This is a genomic window from Streptomyces sp. DT2A-34 (assembly GCF_030499515.1).
GTDB lineage: Bacteria > Actinomycetota > Actinomycetes > Streptomycetales > Streptomycetaceae > Streptomyces.
Map to the genome: position 1 here is coordinate 9,035,764 of NZ_JASTWJ010000001.1, position 18,315 is coordinate 9,054,078.

The following is an 18,315-nucleotide window of genomic DNA, read 5'->3' on the forward strand; positions in this document are numbered from 1 at the left end:
GCGAAGATCACAGCCCCTGCACCTCATGAGGGCGCCGAACGGTCAGTACGGTAAGCGGGTGCTCAAGCGCAAGAACACGTTCTCGTCCTGGCGGCGCAGCCTCGCGCAGCGCGCCGTCCACGCGGGCTGGGCCTGGGCGCAGCGGACGGGTTCGGTGACCGCCGAGCACCCCGGCCGTTTCCGCTTCGGCTCGATCGGCGAGGCCACCCGGCTCGCCTTCCCGCTCGGCACCGTCTTCGGCGAACCCTGGATCCACCTCGGCTCCCACTGCATCGTCGGCGAGCAGGTGACGCTGACCGCCGGTCTGATGCCCGACCTCGACCTCGGTCCGGAGCCGATCCTGCGCATCGGGGACGGCGTCGTCCTGGGCCGCGGCAGCCATGTCATCGCCGACACGACGGTCACCATCGGCAGCGACTGCTACTTCGGGCCGTACGTCTACGTCACGTCCACGAACCACTCGTACGACGATCCCCACGAGCCCATCGGCAGGCAGTGGCCGCGCATGGAGCCGGTCGAGATCGGCCCGGGGTGCTGGATCGGCACCGGGGCCGTGATCCTTCCCGGCGCGCGGATCGGGCGGAACGTCGTGGTCGCGGCCGGTGCGGTGGTCCGGGGCGTAGTGCCCGACCATGCCGTCGTGGCGGGGGCGCCCGCCCGCGTCGTACGGCGCTGGACGCCCGACGACGGCTGGCAGCCGCCGCTGCGGACCCCGGCGCCGGTGCCGATCCCCGACGGCGTCACCCCCGAGCAGCTACAGGCGCTGGCCGGGCTGGACGAGGAGACGGCGGCGAAACTGGCGGCGTTGGACGAGGAAGCCGCTGCTCGACTCGCCCAGGTGGACGCGGAGACCTGAGTCAGCCGGTCGCCAGCAGCAGCGTGCCGACCAGTGCGAGCCCCGCACCCGCCGCCTGCACCGCCCGCAACCGCTCCCTGAGGATGCCGCGCGCGGCCAGCGCGGTCACCACCGGGTAGAGCGAGGCGAGTACGGCGGCCACGGTGACCGGGCCGTGCTGGGCGGCGACCACATAGGTGCCGTTCGCCGCGACATCGGCGAGGCCGACGAAGGCGAGCGCCGGCAGCGAGCGCCAGGGGAAGCCGCCGTCCGGGAGGGCGGTGCCGCCCCGCCGCACGGAGACGTACAGCGCGAGGCCGCCCGCCGCGACGTTGACCACGCGCTGCACGAAGAGTGCGAGGAACAGGCCGGTAATGGTGGTCGACGCCTCCGCGATCAGCGCGAACACCGCGCCGAAGCCGAAGGCCGCGATCAGCGTGAGCAGGATGGCCTGCCGCTGCACGGGTGCGCCCCGCAGTTGCGGTCCGCCCGCCAGCACCACTCCGAGCACGGCGACCGCGATCCCCGCGACCTGCATCAGGCCGGGCCGCTCACCGACGAAGAGGCCCACACCGACCGGGACCGCCACGCCCACCGTGCCGAGCGGGGAGACCACGCCCATCGGGCCCAGCGCGAGCGCCTTGTAGAAGCAGAGCAGCGCGACCGGGCCCACCACGCCGGCGGCGACCGCGAACCACAGCTGGTCGCCGGCCTCGCTCCAGCCTCCGGTGGCCACCACGATCACGCCGAGCACGACCGCGGCGATCGTCTGCGAGACGACCACCACTGTCAGCGCCGGGGTGCGCCGGGTCAGCAGTCCGCCGCCGAAGTCGGCCAGCCCCCACAGCAGGCTGGTGGCCAGGGCGAAGAGTGCTGTCACGGGGGCCTCGCAGTACAGTTCGGTGGACGATGGGGTGCAGCCCACCGTAGTGCAATGGACTGAACCCTGTCATCCAGAATATTTGACTCCGGAAACGATGGACGGAATGTGGCGGACCTCGACCTGCTGACCCAGTCCCTGGCGCGCAACGTCAAGCACTGGCGGGCGGTGCGCGGCTTCACCCTGGACGTGCTCGCGGCCAGGGCCGGCGTCAGCCGCGGCATGCTCATCCAGATCGAGCAGGCCCGCACCAACCCCAGCCTCGGCACGGTGATCAAGATCGGCGACGCGCTCGGGATCAGCATCACCACCCTGCTGGACTACGAGCAGGGCCCGAAGGTGCGCGTCGTCTCGGCCGACCAGGTGGTACGGCTGTGGCACACCGACGCGGGCAGCTACAGCAGGCTCCTCGCGGGCACCGAGGCGCCGGGCCCGCTGGAGATGTGGGAGTGGCGGATGATGCCGGGCGAGAGCAGCAGCTCGGACCCGCACCCCGCCGGCACCTTCGAGATCGTCCATGTCACGACGGGCGAGCTGACCCTCACCGTCGAGGATGCGGAGTACCGCGTCCCGGCCGGGGCGAGCGCCACCTTCGAGGCCAACGCCCCCCACACGTACGGCAATCAGGGCGAAGTCTCGGCGGAGTGGGTGCTCGCGGTCTCGGTGCCGCCCGTCCGCTGAGACTCCCGGCCGACGGCCGGCCCGGTGCTGTTAGCGTGCGCTCATGGACGCACCCATCGGTCACTTCGACAACGCCACCCCCGCCCCCGACTGCCTCGACGAGCTCACCCGCCCGGTCGCCGACGCCGTACGCCACTGGAGCGGCAGCGTCCCCGCCGACCAGATCATCTACGTCGAGACCGACCCCCAGTGGGCCGACACCGCCGTCTTCGTGGAGCACTACGGGCGGGAACTGCTCGAACAGTCCGCGAACTGCGTGGTCGTCGCGGGCAAGCGCGGCGGCGAGGCGACGCTGGCCGCGTGCGTCGTCCTCTCCACCACCCGGGTCGACGTGAACGGCGTCGTACGCCGTCAACTCGGCGCCCGCAAGGCGTCGTTCGCCTCGATGGACACGGCGACCGGTGAGACCGGTATGGAGTACGGCGGCATCACCCCGATCGGGCTGCCCGAAAGCTGGCCGGTGCTGGTGGACTCGGCCGTCGTCGACCTGCCGTACGTGCTGGTCGGGAGCGGGCGCAGGCGCGGCAAGCTGCTGGTGCCGGGCAAGGCGTTCGCGGAGCTGCCGGGGGCGGTCGTCCTGGAGGGGCTCGGCGTCGCCTGAGCCCGTCGTCTCAGCTCATCCCGCGGTGTGGTGCGCGAGTGCGAGATGCGGATCCGCCTCGCCCGGCACCGGTGCCGGGTCGGCGTGGACCAGGGCCGCGGTGAGCCGGGGCACGGCGTGCAGCAGGGCGTGTTCGGCGTCGACGGCGATGGCGTGCGCCTGCCGTACCGTCGCCTCGCCGTCCACGACGACCGCCACCTCGGCGCGCAGCCGGTGCCCGATCCAGCGCAGCCGCAGCTCGCCCACCTCACGCACGCCCGCGACCTCCCGCAGCGCCTGCTCGGCCCGGTCCACCAGGGCCGGGTCCACGGCGTCCATCACCCGCCGGAACACCTCGCGCGCGGCGTCCCGCAGCACCAGGACGATCGCGACCGTGATCGCCAACCCCACGATCGGGTCCGCGAGCTGCCACCCCAGCGCCGCGCCGCCCGCGCTCAACAGGACGGCCAGTGAGGTGAATCCGTCCGTCCGGGCATGCAGACCGTCCGCGACCAGCGCGGCCGAGCCGATCGCCCGGCCCGTCCGGATCCGGTAGCGGGCCACCCACTCGTTGCCCGCGAACCCGACGAGCGCGGCCACGGCGACGGCCGGGATCTGCTCCACCGGGCGCGGATCGAGGAGGCGGTCGACGGCCGTCCACGCCGCGAAGGCCGCGGACGCGGCGATCGTCAGCACGATGACGATGCCCGCGAGGTCCTCGGCCCGCCCATAGCCATAGGTGAAGCGGCGCGTCGCCGCGCGCCGGCCCAGTATGAAGGCGATCCCGAGCGGTACGGCGGTGAGCGCGTCCGCGGTGTTGTGCACCGTGTCGCCGAGCAGCGCCACCGAACCGGAGGCGACCACCACGACCGCCTGAGCCAGCGCCGTCACGCCGAGCACGGCCAGCGAGACCCACAGCGCGCGCATGCCGCGGGCCGAGGACTCCAGGGCGGAGTCGAGTTTGTCGGCCGTCTCGTGGGAGTGGGGTTTGAGGAGGTGGGTGAGGCGGTGGCGGAGGGGGGACGGGGGGTGGCCATGTCCGTGCTCGTGCCCCTGCGCGTGTCCGTGCGGGTGTCCGTGTGCGTGCTCGTGGTGCTCGTGCGTGTGCCTGTGATCGGCGTGGTGGTCGTCGTGTTCGTGCGCGTGCCCGTCGCTCACAGCGATCCCCTTCAGGTGCGATGGGAGTGGACGCGTGACCGCCCACGACGCCATTATGTGCTTATGAGCGCACGCATGCACCTGTCACCTGCACACGATGCGCACCCGCGCACCCCCGGCGAGGAACAGTTCGCGCTCGCCGCCGAACTCCTCGCCCTGCTCGGCGACCGCACCCGCCTCACGCTGCTCCACGCCCTGACAGCGGGAGAGGCCGACGTCACGACGCTCACGGAGGCCTGCGGTGCGGCCCGGCCCGCCGTCAGCCAGCACCTGGCCCGGTTGCGTCTCGCGGGCCTGGTGAACACGCGCAAGGAGGGACGCCGGGTGATCTACTCCCTGCGCGACGGCCATCTGCGCCGCCTCGTCGACGAGGCGCTGAACGTGGCGGACCACCGGCTCAGTGACCGGCCGCTGCACGACTGACCGATGGGCGGCTTCGGTGATAATCGGCACCGCCACGCCCGACGGAACGACTGGAGCCAACCGGTGCCCTCGATACACGACTTCGCGACGTGGGAGCCCGTGCTGAGGCTCCTGCGCGCGAGCAACGCGGAGAGCCTCGCCGCCCCGGGCGGCCACGTGGCGGGACGCATCGACCAGTACGGGTGGAGTCTGCCCCTGCGGCGCCGACGGCCGCAGCCCGGGCGGGCCGCTCAAGTCGAGGACCACCAGGACGAGTTCGACGCGGCGGAGCGGGTGCGGAGCGCGCTCGCGGAGGCCGGGGTCGGCGGTTTCTCGTTCGTGGCGGAGATCTCCCCGGCCGGGCGGACCGTGCTCCACCTGCTCGGTCCCAGCCCTGCTGTGGAGCCCGGCGTCGGCGGCCCGCACCCAGGTTCTCTCGTCCTGGTCGAGGACGCCGTTCCCGAGCCCTGGCGCCGCCTGCCGGATCCGGTAACCGGGGCGGTGCCGTCCCCGTCGGCGGACCCGGCCGCGCTGGAGCGGACGCTGCGCGAGCGGATCCCCGATGCCATCGGCGCGACCGAGGCGGAGATCGCCGCCGCGCAGGCGCGCCTCGGCGTCGAGTTGCCCGACGAGCTCAAGGTGCTCTACCGGGTGACGCGGGCGCGGTGGGAGGACTGGGGCGACTACGAGACGGCAGAGCACGTCTACGACGCGGTCGGCTGCGAACTGTTCGCCCTGGACGGCCTGTACATCGCCGACGCGCCGAGCCGTCCCTGCCCGTGGCGGTTCGCGGCGCGGGAGGCGGTCGTGACTCCGCCCGACGCCGTGGTGCAAGGGGTGGTCGGCTCGCCCGGCTGGATCGTCTTCGGCGACACCGGCGGCGGTGACCGGATCGCAGTCGACCTGACTCCCGGTCCGCACGGATACCCGGGCCAGATCATCGTTCTCGGTCACGAGGAGAACATCGGCGCCCACCTGCTCGCGGAGTCGCTCACCGACCTGGTGCTGAACCGGCGCGAGGACTGGTACTCCGGCCGCCGCGGGACCGAACTGCCGGCCGTGGCCAGGGTCAACAGGGGAAGCCTGCCGAGTGTCCGGGCTGCGGCCCACCCGGAGTTGGAGGTCCTGTCCATCGGTGTGCTGGAGGGCGAGCCGCTCAGTCTCGCCCCCGTCACCGGCCTGCCCCGCCTGCGCACCCTCACCGCCTACCCCGGCACGCTCGCCGACCCGCTGGAGATCGCCAAGCTGACCGGGCTCGAATTCCTGGAGCTCGGGCCGCAGGAGTGGCGTGTTCTCTTGGATGCCGGAGCTGTCCCGCGCAGCCTGGCCGCCGCCGCCATCGAGGTGCACGGCGATCAGCACCCGCTTGCGATCGTCGACCTCGCCAACGAGGTCCTCGCCCTCTGGGACCGCCCCCCGATCACCCGGACCGTCCTCGCAGGCGACCTGGGTCCCGGGGCGTAGTCAGTAGTCGGCGTTCTTGCCCAGGTACTGCTCCGCGAACGCCCTGGCCGCAGTCGGGGAGCCGAAGATGCGGCGGAGGCGGGCGAGCGTCGTGCCCGCGCGGTAGGGATCGCCCGACGACGTGCCGTGATAGACCTCGGAAAGCCAGTGGGAGAACTCCTGGTAGTCCCACACCCGGCCGAGGCAGGCCTGTGAGTAGCCGTCCAGGCCGGTGCCGTCGCCCTTCGTGAGGTGGGCGACGAGTCCGTCGCCGAGCAGGAAGGCGTCGTGCAGGGCGAGGTTCATGCCCTTGGCGGCGATGGGGGCGGTCAGGTGGGCGGCGTCGCCGGCCAGGAAGAGGCGGCCGAACACCATGGGCTGGACCACGTAGTTGTGCATGTCGAGGACGCGCTTCTCGATCAGCCGCCCCTCCGTCAGCGGCGGCGCGCCGTTCGCGCCGAGCCGCTGCTGCAGCTCCGTCCAGACCCGGTCGTGCGACCAGTTCTCCGGGTCGTCGCCGGGCGGGCACTCGAGGTAGTAGCGGGTTACGTCGGCGCTGCGCGCCATGTGCCCGGCGAACCCGTTCGGATGCATGCCGAACAGGACGCAGTCGGAGGACGGCGGCGCCTCGGCGAGCAGCGCCAGCCAGCCGATGCCGTAGTCGCTGCGGGAGATGTGGGCACGGTCGGCCGGCAGCGCGGTGCGCGTCACCCCGCGCGCCCCGTCGCAACCCGCCACGAAGTCACAGTGCACGACCTCCCGTCGACCCGTCCGCGGGCAGGTGTACGACACCGAGGGGCGGTCGGTGTCGAGGTCGTGCAGCTCCACGTCCCGCACGCCGAAGCGTATGGCGCCGCCGCGCACGTCCGCGTACTCGCGCACCAGGTCCGTCACCAGCAACTGCTGGGGGTAGACCCAGTGATGAACCCCCGTGAGCTCCCCGTACTCGAACCGGTAGCGCTCCCCGGCGAACCGGAACTCGCACTCGGTGTGCCGCTGCGCCCGCTCCAGCAGGGTGTCCGCGAGACCCCGCCGCTGGAGTCCGCGTACGGCCCACTCCTCGAGGACCCCGGCCCGCGGCCGCTGCTCGATGAACTCGCGTGTCTCGATCTCCAGCACCAGACAGTCGACGGACGCCGCCCGCAGGATGTTGCCGATGGTGAGGCCGGCCGGTCCCGCACCGACGATGACGACCGGAAAGCGTTGGGAGGCCGCGGAGTTGGGATGGGGGGTCGTGGAAGTCACCCGAGCATTATGCGGGCCGCCGGTGTGGGGAGGGGAGGCTTCCGGGGCGCGCTCAGTGCGCTGGGACCTCGTGTCCGGAACGCCTGCGTGCCCGCGACGCCTCAGTGACCGCGACGCCTCAGTGCCCGCGACCTCCTCGATGCTCCGCTCGGTCTCAGCCGAGCCGCGGTATCTCGATCGCCGGGCAGCGGTCCATGACCATCTCCAGGCCCGCCGCGCGCGTACGGTCGTACGCCGCCTCGTCGATCACTCCGAGCTGGAACCAGACGGCCTTGGCGCCCTTCGCCACCGCCTCGTCGGCGACCGGGCCGGCGCGGTCGCTGTTGACGAAGACGTCGACCACGTCCACGTCGAAGGGGATGTCCGCCAGGGAGGCATAGCCCGGCTCGCCGTGAACCGTCTCCGCCTTCGGGTGGACCGGCACGATGCGCTTGCCATAACGCTGTAGTACGTCGGCGACCCCGTACGCCGCCCGCCGCTGGTTCGACGACAGGCCCACGACGGCCCAGGTGTCGCCCAGTTCGGTGAGGATCCTGCGGACCGCTGCCTCGTCGCCGTACACCGCCGGCCTCCCCTTGCTTCGTACAGCTGCCGTCCAGCTGTTCTCATGACCGACAACGGCCGACGAAGCTCCAGGATTCCCGGCGTCCACCCCACGGTTCCCGGCAACCCCGGCCCCACCCAGCGAGCTCCCGAGAGACCCGACGTACGCCACGCTGACCGGAAAGCGGGCCGGATGGCTGCGCAGGACCGCGCGGCCGCCTACGCTCGCTCCGTGCTGCGCATCATCGACGCCCGAACCGGCGAGCCCGTCGACGCCGCGCCCGCCCGGCGGGGCCTGACCCGCGTCGAGGCGCATACCGACGGCTTCGACGTCACCGCCCTACGCCTCCTGCTGGTCGCCGATCTCCTCGTCCGTGCCCTGGAACTCGGCGGTACGCCGGTCTGGGCGCTGCTCGACGACGACCGGCAGCAGGCGGAGCTCCGGGCCGGCGCCGCCGCGCTGGGCATCCGGCCCTTCGAGGACGGCCGGGGCGCCGCATCGGGCCTGGGCGAGGCGCAGGTCATCCACGTCGTCCGCGAGGGCGGCGCGGAACCCGACGGTGTACGGGTCGCCGTCGCGCCGGTGCACTCGCAGGCACCCCCCGAGGAGGCCGACCCCGCCGCCCTGCGCCTCGCGCTGCTCTCGCGGCGCAGGAACGTGCCCGAACGGCTCGACACGGCCGCTCTCGGCGAAGCCCACGACACCCTCGTCCGCTGGCGCCGCGCCGTCGCCGCGTGGGCGCAGCAGCCGTCGCGGCCCATCCCCGACGAGGTGCGGACGGAGCTCCGCAGCGCCTGGGAGAACGACCTCGACGTCCCCGGGGTGCTCGGCGTCCTGCGGTGGGTGGAGACCGCACCGGACCTGCCGGACGGCGCCCGCTTCGAGACGTACGCCTACGCCGACCGCCTCCTCGGCCTCGACCTGACCCGCGACCTGGGAACCCCGGCATGACCGCGCGCATCGGAGCGGGCCCGCTGCGCCGTCTGGTCGTCCTGCGGCACGCCAAGTCCGCCTGGCCGGACGGCGTCGCCGACCACGAGCGCCCACTTGCCCCGCGCGGCCGCCGGGACGCCCCGGTCGTGGGCCGGACGCTGGCCGAGGCCGACTGTCTGCCGGACCTCGCCCTGTGCTCGACCGCCGTACGCGCGCGTGAAACCTGGGAACTGGCCGCCGCCCAGTGGGGCACGCCACCGCCGGTGCGCCACGAGCCGCGGCTGTACGCTGCGGACGTCCCCGACCTGCTGGAGGTCGTGCGGGAGGTGCCCTCCGAGGTCGAGACGCTGTTGCTGGTCGGGCACAACCCCGGCCTGGAGGACCTCGTCCTCGAACTCGCCGGCGACGGTCTCGACGACGCGCTGGACCAGGTCCGTACGAAGTTCCCGACTTCGGCGATCGCCGTCCTGGCCTGGCACGGCACCACCTGGCAGGCCCTCGCGCCCGGCACGGCGCTGCTGACGAGCGTGATGGTGGCGCGGGGCAAGAAGAAGTGAGCGCCTCCCGCGCGGGCGGCCGGAGGCGCTGCGCATAGGCTGGCCGGATGCAGGACGAGTACCGCACAGTCGCCCACGCGGGCGTCCACGAGACCGAGGTCAACCGCTCACGCTTCATCTGTGCGCTCGCCCCGGCGGCCACCGAACAGGAGGCCCAGGACTTCCTCGCCGCCCTCCGCAAGAAGCACGCCGACGCCACCCACAACTGCTGGGCCTACGTCATCGGCGCCGACGCCGCGATCCAGAAGGCGAGCGACGACGGCGAACCGGGCGGCACGGCCGGCGTCCCCATGCTCCAGATGCTGCTGCGCCGCGACATGCGGTACGTCGTCGCCGTCGTCACCCGTTACTACGGCGGCGTCAAGCTCGGCGCCGGCGGGCTGATCCGGGCGTACGGCGGAGCGGTCGGCGAGGCCCTGGACGCGGTTGGCACGATCACCCGGCGCCGCTTCCGGCTGGCCACGGTGACCGTCGACCACCAGCGCGCGGGCAAGGTGCAGAACGATCTGAGGTCGACCGGGCGCGAGGTGCGGGACGTGCGGTACGGGGAGGCGGTCACGATCGAGATCGGTCTTCCGGACGCCGATGTGGAGGCGTTCCGGGGGTGGCTCGCGGATGCGACGGCGGGGACGGCGGGGTTCGAGCTCGGGGGAGAGGCGTACGGGGACGCGTGACGGGCGAGGGGGACAGCCGCGCCGGGTCAGGCAGGGGCGACAGGGACGACAGGGGTGAAATGTCCGTAACGGGCGTATGGCGAGCCTGTCATGACGGGGCGATACGGGAGTAACCGCCCGTGCTGTCAGACCCGGCCGTTAGTCTCGGGGATCATGAGGCTGCTGCACACTTCCGACTGGCATCTCGGCCGGGCGTTCCACCGGGTCACCATGCTCGGCGCCCAGTCCGAGTTCATCGGCCATCTCGTCACGACCGTGCGTGAGCGCGGCGTGGACGCGGTGGTCGTGTCGGGAGACGTGTACGACCGGGCGGTGCCGCCGCTCGCCGCGGTCGAGCTGTTCGACGACGCCCTGCACCGGCTCGCCGACCTCGGTGTGCCGACGGTGATGATCTCCGGGAACCACGACTCGGCCCGCCGGCTCGGTGTGGGCGCGGGGCTGATCGGGCGTGCGGGCATCCATCTGCGGACCGACCCGTCGGCGTGCGGCACACCGGTCGTGCTCCAGGACGATTTCGGCGAGGTGGCCTTCTACGGACTGCCCTACCTCGAACCCGCCCTGGTGAAGGACGAGTTCGGGGTCGAGAAGGCTGGGCACGAGACCGTGCTCGCCGCCGCCATGGACCGCGTGCGCGCCGACCTCGCCACACGCGCGCGTGGCACGCGGTCGGTCGTCCTCGCGCACGCCTTCGTCACCGGCGGCGAGGCCAGCGACAGCGAGCGGGACATCACCGTCGGCGGGGTGGCCGCGGTACCCGCCGGCGTCTTCGACGGCGTCGACTACGCGGCGCTGGGCCATCTGCACGGCTGCCAGACCATCACCGAGCGCGTCCGCTACTCGGGCTCGCCGCTGCCGTACTCCTTCTCGGAGGCCGACCACCGCAAGAGCATGTGGCTCGTCGACCTGGACGCCGACGGCGCGGTCACCGCCGAGCGCGTCGACTGCCCGGTGCCGCGTGCGCTCGCACGGATCCGCGGGACGCTGGAGGAACTGCTCGCCGATCCCGAGCTCGCGCGGCACGAGGAGGCGTGGGTCGAGGCGACGCTCACGGACGCGGTGCGCCCCGCGGACCCCATGGCCCGCCTCGCCGAGCGCTTCCCGCACACGCTCAGCCTGGTCTTCGACCCCGAGCGGGCGCCTGACGATCCCGAGGTGTCCTACGCGCAGCGGCTCGCGGGCCGCAGCGAGCAGGAGATCGCGGAGGACTTCGTGGCCCATGTGCGCGGGGCCGGGCCCGACGAGCACGAACAGGGCGTGCTGCGGGACGCCTTCGACGCGGTGCGGGCCGACGAGGCCGTGCGGGAGGTGGCGCGATGAGGCTCCATCGCCTCGACGTGACGGCCTTCGGGCCCTTCGGCAGCTCTCAGAGCGTCGACTTCGACGCGCTGTCGGCGGCCGGGCTCTTCCTGCTGCACGGACCGACCGGCGCCGGCAAGACCTCCGTCCTGGACGCCGTCTGCTACGCGCTCTACGGCTCCGTGCCGGGCGCCCGCCAGAGCGGCCAGGGCATGACCCTGCGCAGCGACCACGCCGCGGCCGGCACGCGCACGGAAGTCCGCCTCGAACTCACCGTCGCCGGACGCCGGTTGGAGATCACCCGGCAACCGCCCTGGGAGCGCCCCAAGAAGCGCGGCTCGGGTACGACACTCGACAAGGCGCAGAGCTGGCTGCGCGCGTACGACCCACAGGCCGGGACCTGGAAGGACCTCAGCCGCTCGCACCAGGAGATCGGCGAGGAGATCACCCAGCTGCTCGGCATGAGCCGCGAGCAGTTCTGCCAGGTCGTGCTGCTGCCCCAGGGCGACTTCGCCCGCTTCCTGCGCGCCGACGCCGAGGCCCGCGGCAGGCTGCTGGGCCGCCTCTTCGACACCCACCGCTTCGCGGAGGTCGAAAAGCGCCTCGCCGAGCGCCGACGGGCGGCCGAGGCCCAGGTGCGGGACGGCGACGCCGCGCTGCTGGCCGACGCCCACCGGATGCAGCAGGCCGCGGGCGACGCCATGCCGTTGCCCGACCTCGCACCGGGCGAGCCGGGCCTGGCCGACGCCGTCCTCGGCGCCGCCGCCGTCGCCCGCAGCACCGCCCGTGAGCAGCTGACCGTCGCCCACTGCCGCCTCTTGGCCGCCGAGTCCGCCCAGGCCGCCGCCGACCACGCCCTGGCCGACGTACGCGAAGTGGCCCGGCTGCAGCGGCGGTTCGCCGAAGCACGTCAGCGCGCCCGGTTGCTTCAGGAGCGGGCCGACGCCCACCGGGAGGCGCAGGCGCGCATGGAGCGGGCCCGCAAGGCCGAGGCCGTGGCACCGGCGCTGGAGCTGCGGGAGGCCACCGAAGCCGAACACCGTCGGGCGGCCGTGGCGGAGGCACGCGCGCGTGCGCTGCTGCGAGGCGCCTTCGGCGAGACGGACGCCGGAGCTGGGCCGGACGAGGGCACGAGGACCGGACCCGGCGGCGATCCCGGAGCCGGGCACGTGGCCCTTCGGCCGGAGGACGTCTCGGCCAGTGGGCGCCGCGGGGCCTTTGAAGCGCACGCGTCTGCCCGGACGACGGACACCCTCGCCGACGCCGGTGCCGCCGGGCTCGCCGCCGCCGCGCGTCGGGTCGCCGAGGAGCTGGGCGGGCTGGAGTCGGCCCGTCGCGGCGAGCAGCGGCTGGCCGAACTCGTCGCGGAGCGCGCGGATCTGGACCGCCAGGAGCGGGCGGACGACGACGTCCGGCTGGAGGCCGAGGCCTGGCTCGCCGGGTGGGAGGAGACCCGGGCCGCACTGCACGCCCGGATCGAGTCCGCGCAGGAGGCCGCGAGCCGCGCCGACCAACTGGCCGTGCAGCGCGAGCCCGCGCGGCAGCGGCTCGCCGCAGCGCGGATGCGTGACCAACTGGCCGGCGACACGGAAACGGCCGCCCGACAGGCCTCCGACGCCCAGGAGTCGGCGTTGAAGGCCAAGGCGCACTGGCTGGACGTCAAGGAACAGCGCCTCAACGGCATCGCCGCCGAACTCGCGGCACAGCTCGAGGACGGCGAACCCTGTGCTGTCTGCGGCGCCACGGAGCACCCCGCACCCGCCCGCAAGGACGTCGGACACGTCGACCGGGAAGCCGAGGAGCGGGCGCTGGCCGCATACCAGCAGGCGGAGGAACGGCACGCCGAGAACGAACGGCGCCTGGGCGTCGTACGGGAAGCCCTCGCCGCCGCCAGTGCCGAGGCCGCCGACCTGCCGACAAGCCAACTCGCGGAAGCCGCCGACAAGTTGGAGCGGCTGTTCAGCCAGGCCCGCAGGGACGCCTCCGCGCTGCACTCCGTCCACGAGGAGCTGCGGCGGGCCGAGGCGGAACACGAGCGGCGCACCGCCGCCCACCAGCAGGCGGCCGTCCGCGCCGCCGCCCGGGTCGGCCACCGCGAGCGGCTGGACCGCGAGAAGGGTGTTCTGGAAGCGGAGTTGGCACAGGCCCGTGGCGCCGCCGACAGCGTGGCCGCGCGGGCCGCGCAGCTGGAGCGGCAGGTCACGCTGCTCACCGACGCCGCCGACACGGCGCGCGCCGCCGCCGACACCGCCCAGCGGCTCAAGGACGCCGACGCCCGCCTGGCCGACGCCGCCTTCCGCGCGGGCTTCGACACCCCGCAGGCCGCGGCCGCCGCGCTCCTCGACGACGCCGCGCACCGCGAGCTCCAACGACGGCTGGACGCCTGGCAGTCCGAGGAGGCCGCCGTACGCGCCGTCCTCGCCGAGGCCGACACCGCGGCCGCCGCCGAGCAGCCACCCGCCGACCTCGTTTCCGCGGAGCGTGCCGCCACCGCCGCGGCGCAGCGCGTCCGCGACGCCGCCTCCGCGCGCGACGCGGCGGCCCGACGCTGCACCGAGCTCGACCGGCTGTCCACGCGCGCGACCACCGCCGTACGCCAACTCGCCCCGCTGCGCGAGGAGTACGACCGCGTGGCCCGCCTCGCCTCTCTCGCCGCGGGGACCTCGGCGGACAACGAACGCAAGATGCGCCTGGAGTCGTACGTGCTCGCGGCCCGCCTCGAACAGGTCGCCGCCGCCGCGACCGTACGGCTGCAGCGCATGTCGTCCGGCCGCTACACCCTCGTCCACTCCGACGACCGGGCCGGCCGCGGCCGCAGCGGGCTCGGGCTGCACGTCGTCGACGCCTGGACCGGGCGTGAGCGGGACACGGCGACCCTGTCGGGCGGGGAGACGTTCTTCGCCTCCCTCGCCCTGGCCCTCGGCCTCGCGGACGTCGTCACCGACGAGGCCGGCGGGGTCCGCCTCGACACGCTCTTCATCGACGAGGGCTTCGGCAGCCTCGACGACCAGACCCTCGACGAGGTGCTCGACGTCCTCGACTCCCTGCGCGAGCGCGACCGCAGCGTCGGGATCGTCAGCCATGTCGCCGATCTGCGGCGGCGCATCCATGCGCAACTGGAGGTCGTGAAGGGGAGATCGGGGTCGGTGCTGCGGCAGCGGGGGCACTGACCGCGGGAGCATTGAAGGCTCGTGATCCTCCATATGCCCGCCGGTGGGTTGAGCCCAGTCAGGGTGGATTTGTCACCTGTCTTTCCCCACCTTTCCTTGATCTTCCTTGCCCTTCTGTCCCCCGCCTGTCCCCCGGACAGCCCCGGGACAAGCCCTCCCGCGAGTCCGACCTGCAGGAACTTTCCGTCGTCGCAGGTGGCGAGCAACGAACGATTCGATTGACTACCGCTTTCAGTTCGCGATTTCGGGGCCCAGTAACACCCACTGAGATTTCAGGCGCGATGTCGCGCGCTTGACGAGTGATCACTGGAGCCCTCATGCAAGGGCGACCCTGGGGATCGCGGGCGATGATGTCGCCCGTACGCCGCCGGACGTCGGCGCCCGCCGCCAGGGCCAGGTGGGCGCGGGTCCCTTCGGGACGCGCGTGGCTGGGGGCCTTGCCGGCATGGTTATGAGCGCAGCTGAATGAGACGGAAACTGAGAACGAGAGGGCTCGGCACCTTCCGCAGACAGTAGGGGACAGGACTGCGTTGTTCTGGGCCTGCCGTCGTTGGAACCAGCCCGACGGGATCAATGTGAGCAGTCCGCGCACTGGCTTGCTGGGCTGCCTCGCAAGGCGACCTACGCCGATCTCCCGTGAGATCCTGGCAGCGTGTCTCGCCGTCAGCAACGTCCGGAGCCTGCACCGCAGTTCTTTGATGAGCAGATCGTCAATTGGTTGATCGACGAATGCAGGGACGCGGGGAACCGCATCTCAACCCTCACAACTTCGGGTGACCGCATCATGGTGGGGAGCACGGTGATCGCTTTCCTTGCCACGGTCGCCGTCGGAGGAGGTAAGAGATACCTACTGATGTGGCTGCCGCTAGGCGTCGCCGTCGTCATCGTCTACGGGCTGTACCTGAACAACATGACGCGGACACTCATCGGGTACAAGATCGGCCTCGAGAGGGAAATCGAAAGGCGAGTCGGTATCCCTCTGATCGCATGGCAGTCGCGCATCAACGTCCGTGCTGGCTCAAGCCACCACGTAAAGAGTGTGTTCGTGAAGTGCGGGGCGGTATATGCGGCGAGCGCAGGGCTCGCCCTCAACCAGGCGATTGACACGCTATCGCTAGGCGCCTGGGGGCGCGAGCGGGCATGGCTGCATGTCGCGCTCACAAGCGCCAGCATCGTGATCTGTACCGTGGTGATCGGTTACTGCCTCTGGATCCAAGAAGGCATGCGTGAGGCTGCGACACGGAGAGTCACAGACATGTTCGGCGGAGATAGGCAGCCCGGTGGTTCCTGAGAAGCTTGCGCCTTCACCGGCCTACAGCGCAGCAACTGCCACCCGGACAGCCTGTAACACCGTCTGGACCGGCCATGGCGAATTTTAGCCATTCTCGATCGGTTGCGATGGGGTTATGGCGGCCAATTTGCCCATTTTGTGCCGATTCATTTGAGGATCTGCACTGGGAGACGATCCACGCTGCTGCGGCGCCTCGCGGTGGCGCTGCTCGCGGTCTTGGTCACCGTCCGTAAGAAGCCAAGCTGGTTCAAGATCGAGTCTGTCTCGGGACGGCAGATGCTCATCCCCCCGAGGTCAAGCTGGCAACCACGAGCGGATAGCGGTTGATTCAGGAACCCCGCAGGGTATGCCTGCATCCCAAGGGCAGGACACCCTGAATGGGCTGACTCGTCATGGCGTTGAGGGGACGCATGTCTGGTCTCGGTCTGTCTGAAGCCGAAAGCATGCTGTGGGAGGCGTTTGTCACCGGCAGGGTAGTTGATCTCGGGGGTTCTGCTGGAGGGGCAACTCAGGGCGCTGACGGAGTCGTGCGGGCCGAGGTGATCGGGCGTCTTCTTCTGGGCGAACGCGAACCCGTGCCGGGATTCGTACCAGCTTTGCGTCTGCGGAACGCCGTCGTGTCAGGGGCGCTGGACCTGTCCGGCTGCGACGTGCCGTACGCCGTGATCATGACCGACTGCAGCTTCCAGGAAGCCCTCCGGCTGGAGGCTGCCTCGACCAGGCTGGTCGATCTGAGCGGATCGCAACTGCCCGCCCTGCTGATGCAGGACGCACAGGTCGACGGGCCGCTCCGGCTAAGCTTGTTCTTTATCTTCTGTCCGCGTCGTAGGGCGGGGACGGAAGGTGAACCGCTCCGGGATCGGTGGAGGCTCTATGCGTTGGCTCCAGCCGCCGGTTGGGGCTGGTGTTGAGCGTAGTAGTTGGTTTCGTGCTCGTGGGGCGGGATGTCTCCGGTCGCGGAGTGGAGGCGTTGGTTGTTGAACCAGTCGACCCATTCCGCGGTGGCGAGTTCGACGTCGGCGAGGCCGTGCCAGGGCTTGCGGGGCTTGATCAACTCCGTCCTGTAGAGGCCGATCTGGGATTCCATGAGCGCGTTGTCCAGGGCGTCGCCGACGGTGCCGATCGAGGCGTCGATGCCGGCGTCGACGAGGTGCGCGGTGAACGCGAAAGACGTGTACTGACTGCCCGCATCCGAATGATGAATCAGCCCTGGTTCGGCGGGAGTTCCGGCGCGGTCGCGTCGCCACAAGGCCATGTCGAGGGCGTCCAGGACGAGCTTGGCCCGCTTGCTGGTGGCGGCGGACCAGCCCACGATCGTGCGGGAGAAGACGTCGACGACGAACGCGACGTAGACGATCCCGGACCAGGTGGCGACATAGGTGAAGTCAGCCACCCACCGCTCGTTCGGCCGGGACGCGGTGAAGTCGCGTCCGAGCAGGTCACCAGCCCTGTCCTGGCCGTCGTCCCGGATGGTGGTGCGGATCTTCTTCCCGCGCCGGGCACCCTGAAGGCCCAGGTCGCGCATCAGCCGGGCGACGGTGCAGCGGGCCACGGGTATGCCTTCGCGGTGCAGCTGCCGCCAGACTTTTCGGACCCCGTAGACGCTGAAGTTGTCCGTGTGGATGCGGCTGATCTGCGTCTTCAGCTCCGCGTCACGGACCGCCCGGGCGCTGGGGGTGCGGTTCTTGGCGGCGTAGTAGGTGCTCGTCGCGATCTTCAGTCCGTGGCCGGTCAGGACTCGGCAGATCGGCTCGACTCCGAACACCTGCCGATGCTCGTCGATAAACGCTACGAGCGCTTCGACGGCCGGTCGAGCTCGGCCGCGAAGAAAGCGGATGCCGCCTTCAAGATCTCGTTGGCTCGCCGCAGCTCGGCGTTCTCGGCCTTCAGCCGCTTGATCTCCACGGCCTCCTCGGACGTGACGCCGGGCCGTCGGCCGCCGTCGACTTCGGCCTTGCGGACCCAGGTCCGCACCGTCTCGGCAGCGCCGATCCCCAGCTTGGCTGCGACCGCCTTCATTGCGGCCCACTCGGTCGGGTAGTCGGGACGGATCTCCGCGACCATACGCACCGCACGCTCACGAAGCTCGGGAGGGTAGGGGGACGGACGTGCCATGACTCGATCCTCTCAGGGAATCGAGCCTCCATCAGACCCGGAGCGGTTCAACCGCGGGTGGTGTGAACAGTGTGAGCACACGGCCCAGTGTCCCCTGGCAGGGACCGGTGCCGTGATGCCTAGTTGCGGTCTGCCTCCAGCAACTTCCTGCAGCCACAGCCTGTGCGGCGAGCGCCGCCGCGAATAGTGTGCCGCGTGCACTGAAGCCACTGGATGTAGAACGCCAGTCCGCGGAAACGGTCGGCATCGATGACCAGCGAGGTGAGCAAGCCATATCCGCCCAGTATCAGGGCAGTTAGGCCGTCGGCAGTGGCGGGCCTTCCGTTGAGGTGCACGATTCCAACCGGTGGGGGCGGATGTCGCCGTTCGTGGAGGCTATCCCCTGCGGCCGTGCAGGCTCTGGTTAATCTTGAGCCCACCTGGCGCTCCGTCTCGCCGTGACGAAGAGGCGGAGCGCCCTTGAGCGAGGCAGCCAGCAGCTCGGATAGGACTCGGTTCACGTCACGGCCGT

General features: G+C 71.6%; 17 protein-coding genes and 1 other annotated feature. Of the genes, 12 read left to right on the top strand and 5 right to left on the bottom strand.

The genetic code is table 11. From position 1 onward, the window contains the following. The first annotated feature begins 58 nt into the window (after positions 1 to 58). On the top strand, positions 59 to 856 hold the full coding sequence (locus tag QQM39_RS40210; protein WP_302002521.1) for an acyltransferase: 798 nt from the start codon (positions 59 to 61) through the stop codon (positions 854 to 856). Position 857: 1 nt separating this feature from the next. Here QQM39_RS40210 and QQM39_RS40215 read toward each other — a convergent pair whose 3' ends face one another. Beyond that, a complete protein-coding gene (locus QQM39_RS40215) occupies positions 858 to 1,715 on the bottom strand; it encodes a DMT family transporter (RefSeq protein ID WP_302002522.1) in 858 nt (285 codons plus the stop codon). A 108-nt stretch (positions 1,716 to 1,823) separates the two neighbouring features. Between QQM39_RS40215 and QQM39_RS40220 the strand changes: the two genes are divergently transcribed. Further along, a complete protein-coding gene (locus QQM39_RS40220; RefSeq protein WP_302002523.1) occupies positions 1,824 to 2,396 on the top strand; it encodes a helix-turn-helix domain-containing protein in 573 nt (190 codons plus the stop codon). A 43-nt stretch (positions 2,397 to 2,439) separates the two neighbouring features. Beyond that, complete coding sequence (locus QQM39_RS40225) at positions 2,440 to 2,997, top strand: YbaK/EbsC family protein (protein WP_302002524.1); 558 nt, start codon at positions 2,440 to 2,442, stop codon at positions 2,995 to 2,997. 15 nt (positions 2,998 to 3,012) lie between these two features. Here the strand turns inward: QQM39_RS40225 and QQM39_RS40230 are convergent, their stop codons facing one another. Beyond that, entirely contained in the window at positions 3,013 to 4,134 is a 1,122-nt protein-coding gene (locus QQM39_RS40230; RefSeq protein ID WP_302002525.1) for a cation diffusion facilitator family transporter, read from the bottom strand. A 63-nt stretch (positions 4,135 to 4,197) separates the two neighbouring features. Between QQM39_RS40230 and QQM39_RS40235 the strand changes: the two genes are divergently transcribed. Then, positions 4,198 to 4,557 carry a metalloregulator ArsR/SmtB family transcription factor gene (locus QQM39_RS40235; RefSeq protein ID WP_302002526.1) on the top strand — a complete coding sequence of 120 codons (360 nt, stop codon included), beginning with the start codon at positions 4,198 to 4,200 and terminating at the stop codon, positions 4,555 to 4,557. Between the two features lie 63 nt (positions 4,558 to 4,620). Next, positions 4,621 to 6,000 carry an SMI1/KNR4 family protein gene (locus QQM39_RS40240; RefSeq protein ID WP_302002527.1) on the top strand — a complete coding sequence of 460 codons (1,380 nt, stop codon included), beginning with the start codon at positions 4,621 to 4,623 and terminating at the stop codon, positions 5,998 to 6,000. On the opposite strand, the gene QQM39_RS40245 is transcribed toward QQM39_RS40240, so the two are convergent. Together QQM39_RS40245 and QQM39_RS40250 are read right to left on the bottom strand one after the other, a co-directional pair. Next, positions 6,001 to 7,224, bottom strand: coding sequence for a 4-hydroxybenzoate 3-monooxygenase (locus tag QQM39_RS40245; protein ID WP_302002528.1), 1,224 nt, complete (start codon positions 7,222 to 7,224; stop codon positions 6,001 to 6,003). It abuts the gene before it with no gap. Between the two features lie 154 nt (positions 7,225 to 7,378). Beyond that, a complete protein-coding gene (locus QQM39_RS40250) occupies positions 7,379 to 7,786 on the bottom strand; it encodes a CoA-binding protein (RefSeq protein WP_302002529.1) in 408 nt (135 codons plus the stop codon). A gap of 174 nt (positions 7,787 to 7,960) precedes the next feature. Between QQM39_RS40250 and QQM39_RS40255 the strand changes: the two genes are divergently transcribed. The 7 genes from QQM39_RS40255 to QQM39_RS40285 all read left to right on the top strand — a co-directional run bounded on the left by QQM39_RS40255 (position 7,961) and on the right by QQM39_RS40285 (position 16,600). Beyond that, positions 7,961 to 8,719: a hypothetical protein gene (locus QQM39_RS40255; RefSeq protein WP_302002530.1), complete on the top strand. Its 759-nt coding sequence runs from the start codon at positions 7,961 to 7,963 to the stop codon at positions 8,717 to 8,719. After that, positions 8,716 to 9,258 carry a histidine phosphatase family protein gene (locus tag QQM39_RS40260; RefSeq protein WP_302002531.1) on the top strand — a complete coding sequence of 181 codons (543 nt, stop codon included), beginning with the start codon at positions 8,716 to 8,718 and terminating at the stop codon, positions 9,256 to 9,258. Before QQM39_RS40255 ends, QQM39_RS40260 begins: the two co-directional genes overlap by 4 nt. Before the next feature lie 47 nt (positions 9,259 to 9,305). Then, the gene (locus QQM39_RS40265) at positions 9,306 to 9,932 is read left to right on the top strand and encodes a YigZ family protein (protein WP_302002532.1); all 627 of its coding nucleotides are present in this window, start codon (positions 9,306 to 9,308) and stop codon (positions 9,930 to 9,932) included. 153 nt (positions 9,933 to 10,085) lie between these two features. Further along, the gene (locus QQM39_RS40270; protein ID WP_302002533.1) at positions 10,086 to 11,249 is read left to right on the top strand and encodes an exonuclease SbcCD subunit D; all 1,164 of its coding nucleotides are present in this window, start codon (positions 10,086 to 10,088) and stop codon (positions 11,247 to 11,249) included. Further along, positions 11,246 to 14,398: an SMC family ATPase gene (locus tag QQM39_RS40275; RefSeq protein WP_302002534.1), complete on the top strand. Its 3,153-nt coding sequence runs from the start codon at positions 11,246 to 11,248 to the stop codon at positions 14,396 to 14,398. The genes QQM39_RS40270 and QQM39_RS40275 overlap by 4 nt, the downstream gene beginning before the upstream one ends. A gap of 718 nt (positions 14,399 to 15,116) precedes the next feature. Further along, positions 15,117 to 15,689: a hypothetical protein gene (locus tag QQM39_RS40280; RefSeq protein WP_302002535.1), complete on the top strand. Its 573-nt coding sequence runs from the start codon at positions 15,117 to 15,119 to the stop codon at positions 15,687 to 15,689. 527 nt (positions 15,690 to 16,216) lie between these two features. Next, entirely contained in the window at positions 16,217 to 16,600 is a 384-nt protein-coding gene (locus QQM39_RS40285) for a hypothetical protein (RefSeq protein ID WP_302002536.1), read from the top strand. On the opposite strand, the gene QQM39_RS40290 is transcribed toward QQM39_RS40285, so the two are convergent. Beyond that, a protein-coding gene (locus QQM39_RS40290) for an IS3 family transposase (protein WP_302002537.1) occupies positions 16,561 to 17,804 on the bottom strand; the annotation gives its coding sequence in 2 pieces (ribosomal slippage) (positions 16,561 to 17,522 and positions 17,522 to 17,804; 1,245 coding nt in all). The genes QQM39_RS40285 and QQM39_RS40290 overlap by 40 nt on opposite strands. Beyond that, positions 17,395 to 17,523: a sequence feature (AL1L pseudoknot), on the bottom strand. (Overlaps the previous gene by 129 nt.) Positions 17,805 to 18,315 lie beyond the last annotated feature (511 nt).

Excerpts from the sequence above, each read along its gene's own strand:
- QQM39_RS40225 (WP_302002524.1), top strand. The coding sequence starts at position 2,440 with ATGGACGCACCCATCGGTCACTTCGACAACGCCACCCCCGCCCCCGAC.
- QQM39_RS40235 (WP_302002526.1), top strand. The coding sequence starts at position 4,198 with ATGAGCGCACGCATGCACCTGTCACCTGCACACGATGCGCACCCGCGC.
- QQM39_RS40255 (WP_302002530.1), top strand. The coding sequence starts at position 7,961 with ATGGCTGCGCAGGACCGCGCGGCCGCCTACGCTCGCTCCGTGCTGCGC.
- QQM39_RS40260 (WP_302002531.1), top strand. The coding sequence starts at position 8,716 with ATGACCGCGCGCATCGGAGCGGGCCCGCTGCGCCGTCTGGTCGTCCTG.
- QQM39_RS40265 (WP_302002532.1), top strand. The coding sequence starts at position 9,306 with ATGCAGGACGAGTACCGCACAGTCGCCCACGCGGGCGTCCACGAGACC.
- QQM39_RS40270 (WP_302002533.1), top strand. The coding sequence starts at position 10,086 with ATGAGGCTGCTGCACACTTCCGACTGGCATCTCGGCCGGGCGTTCCAC.
- QQM39_RS40275 (WP_302002534.1), top strand. The coding sequence starts at position 11,246 with ATGAGGCTCCATCGCCTCGACGTGACGGCCTTCGGGCCCTTCGGCAGC.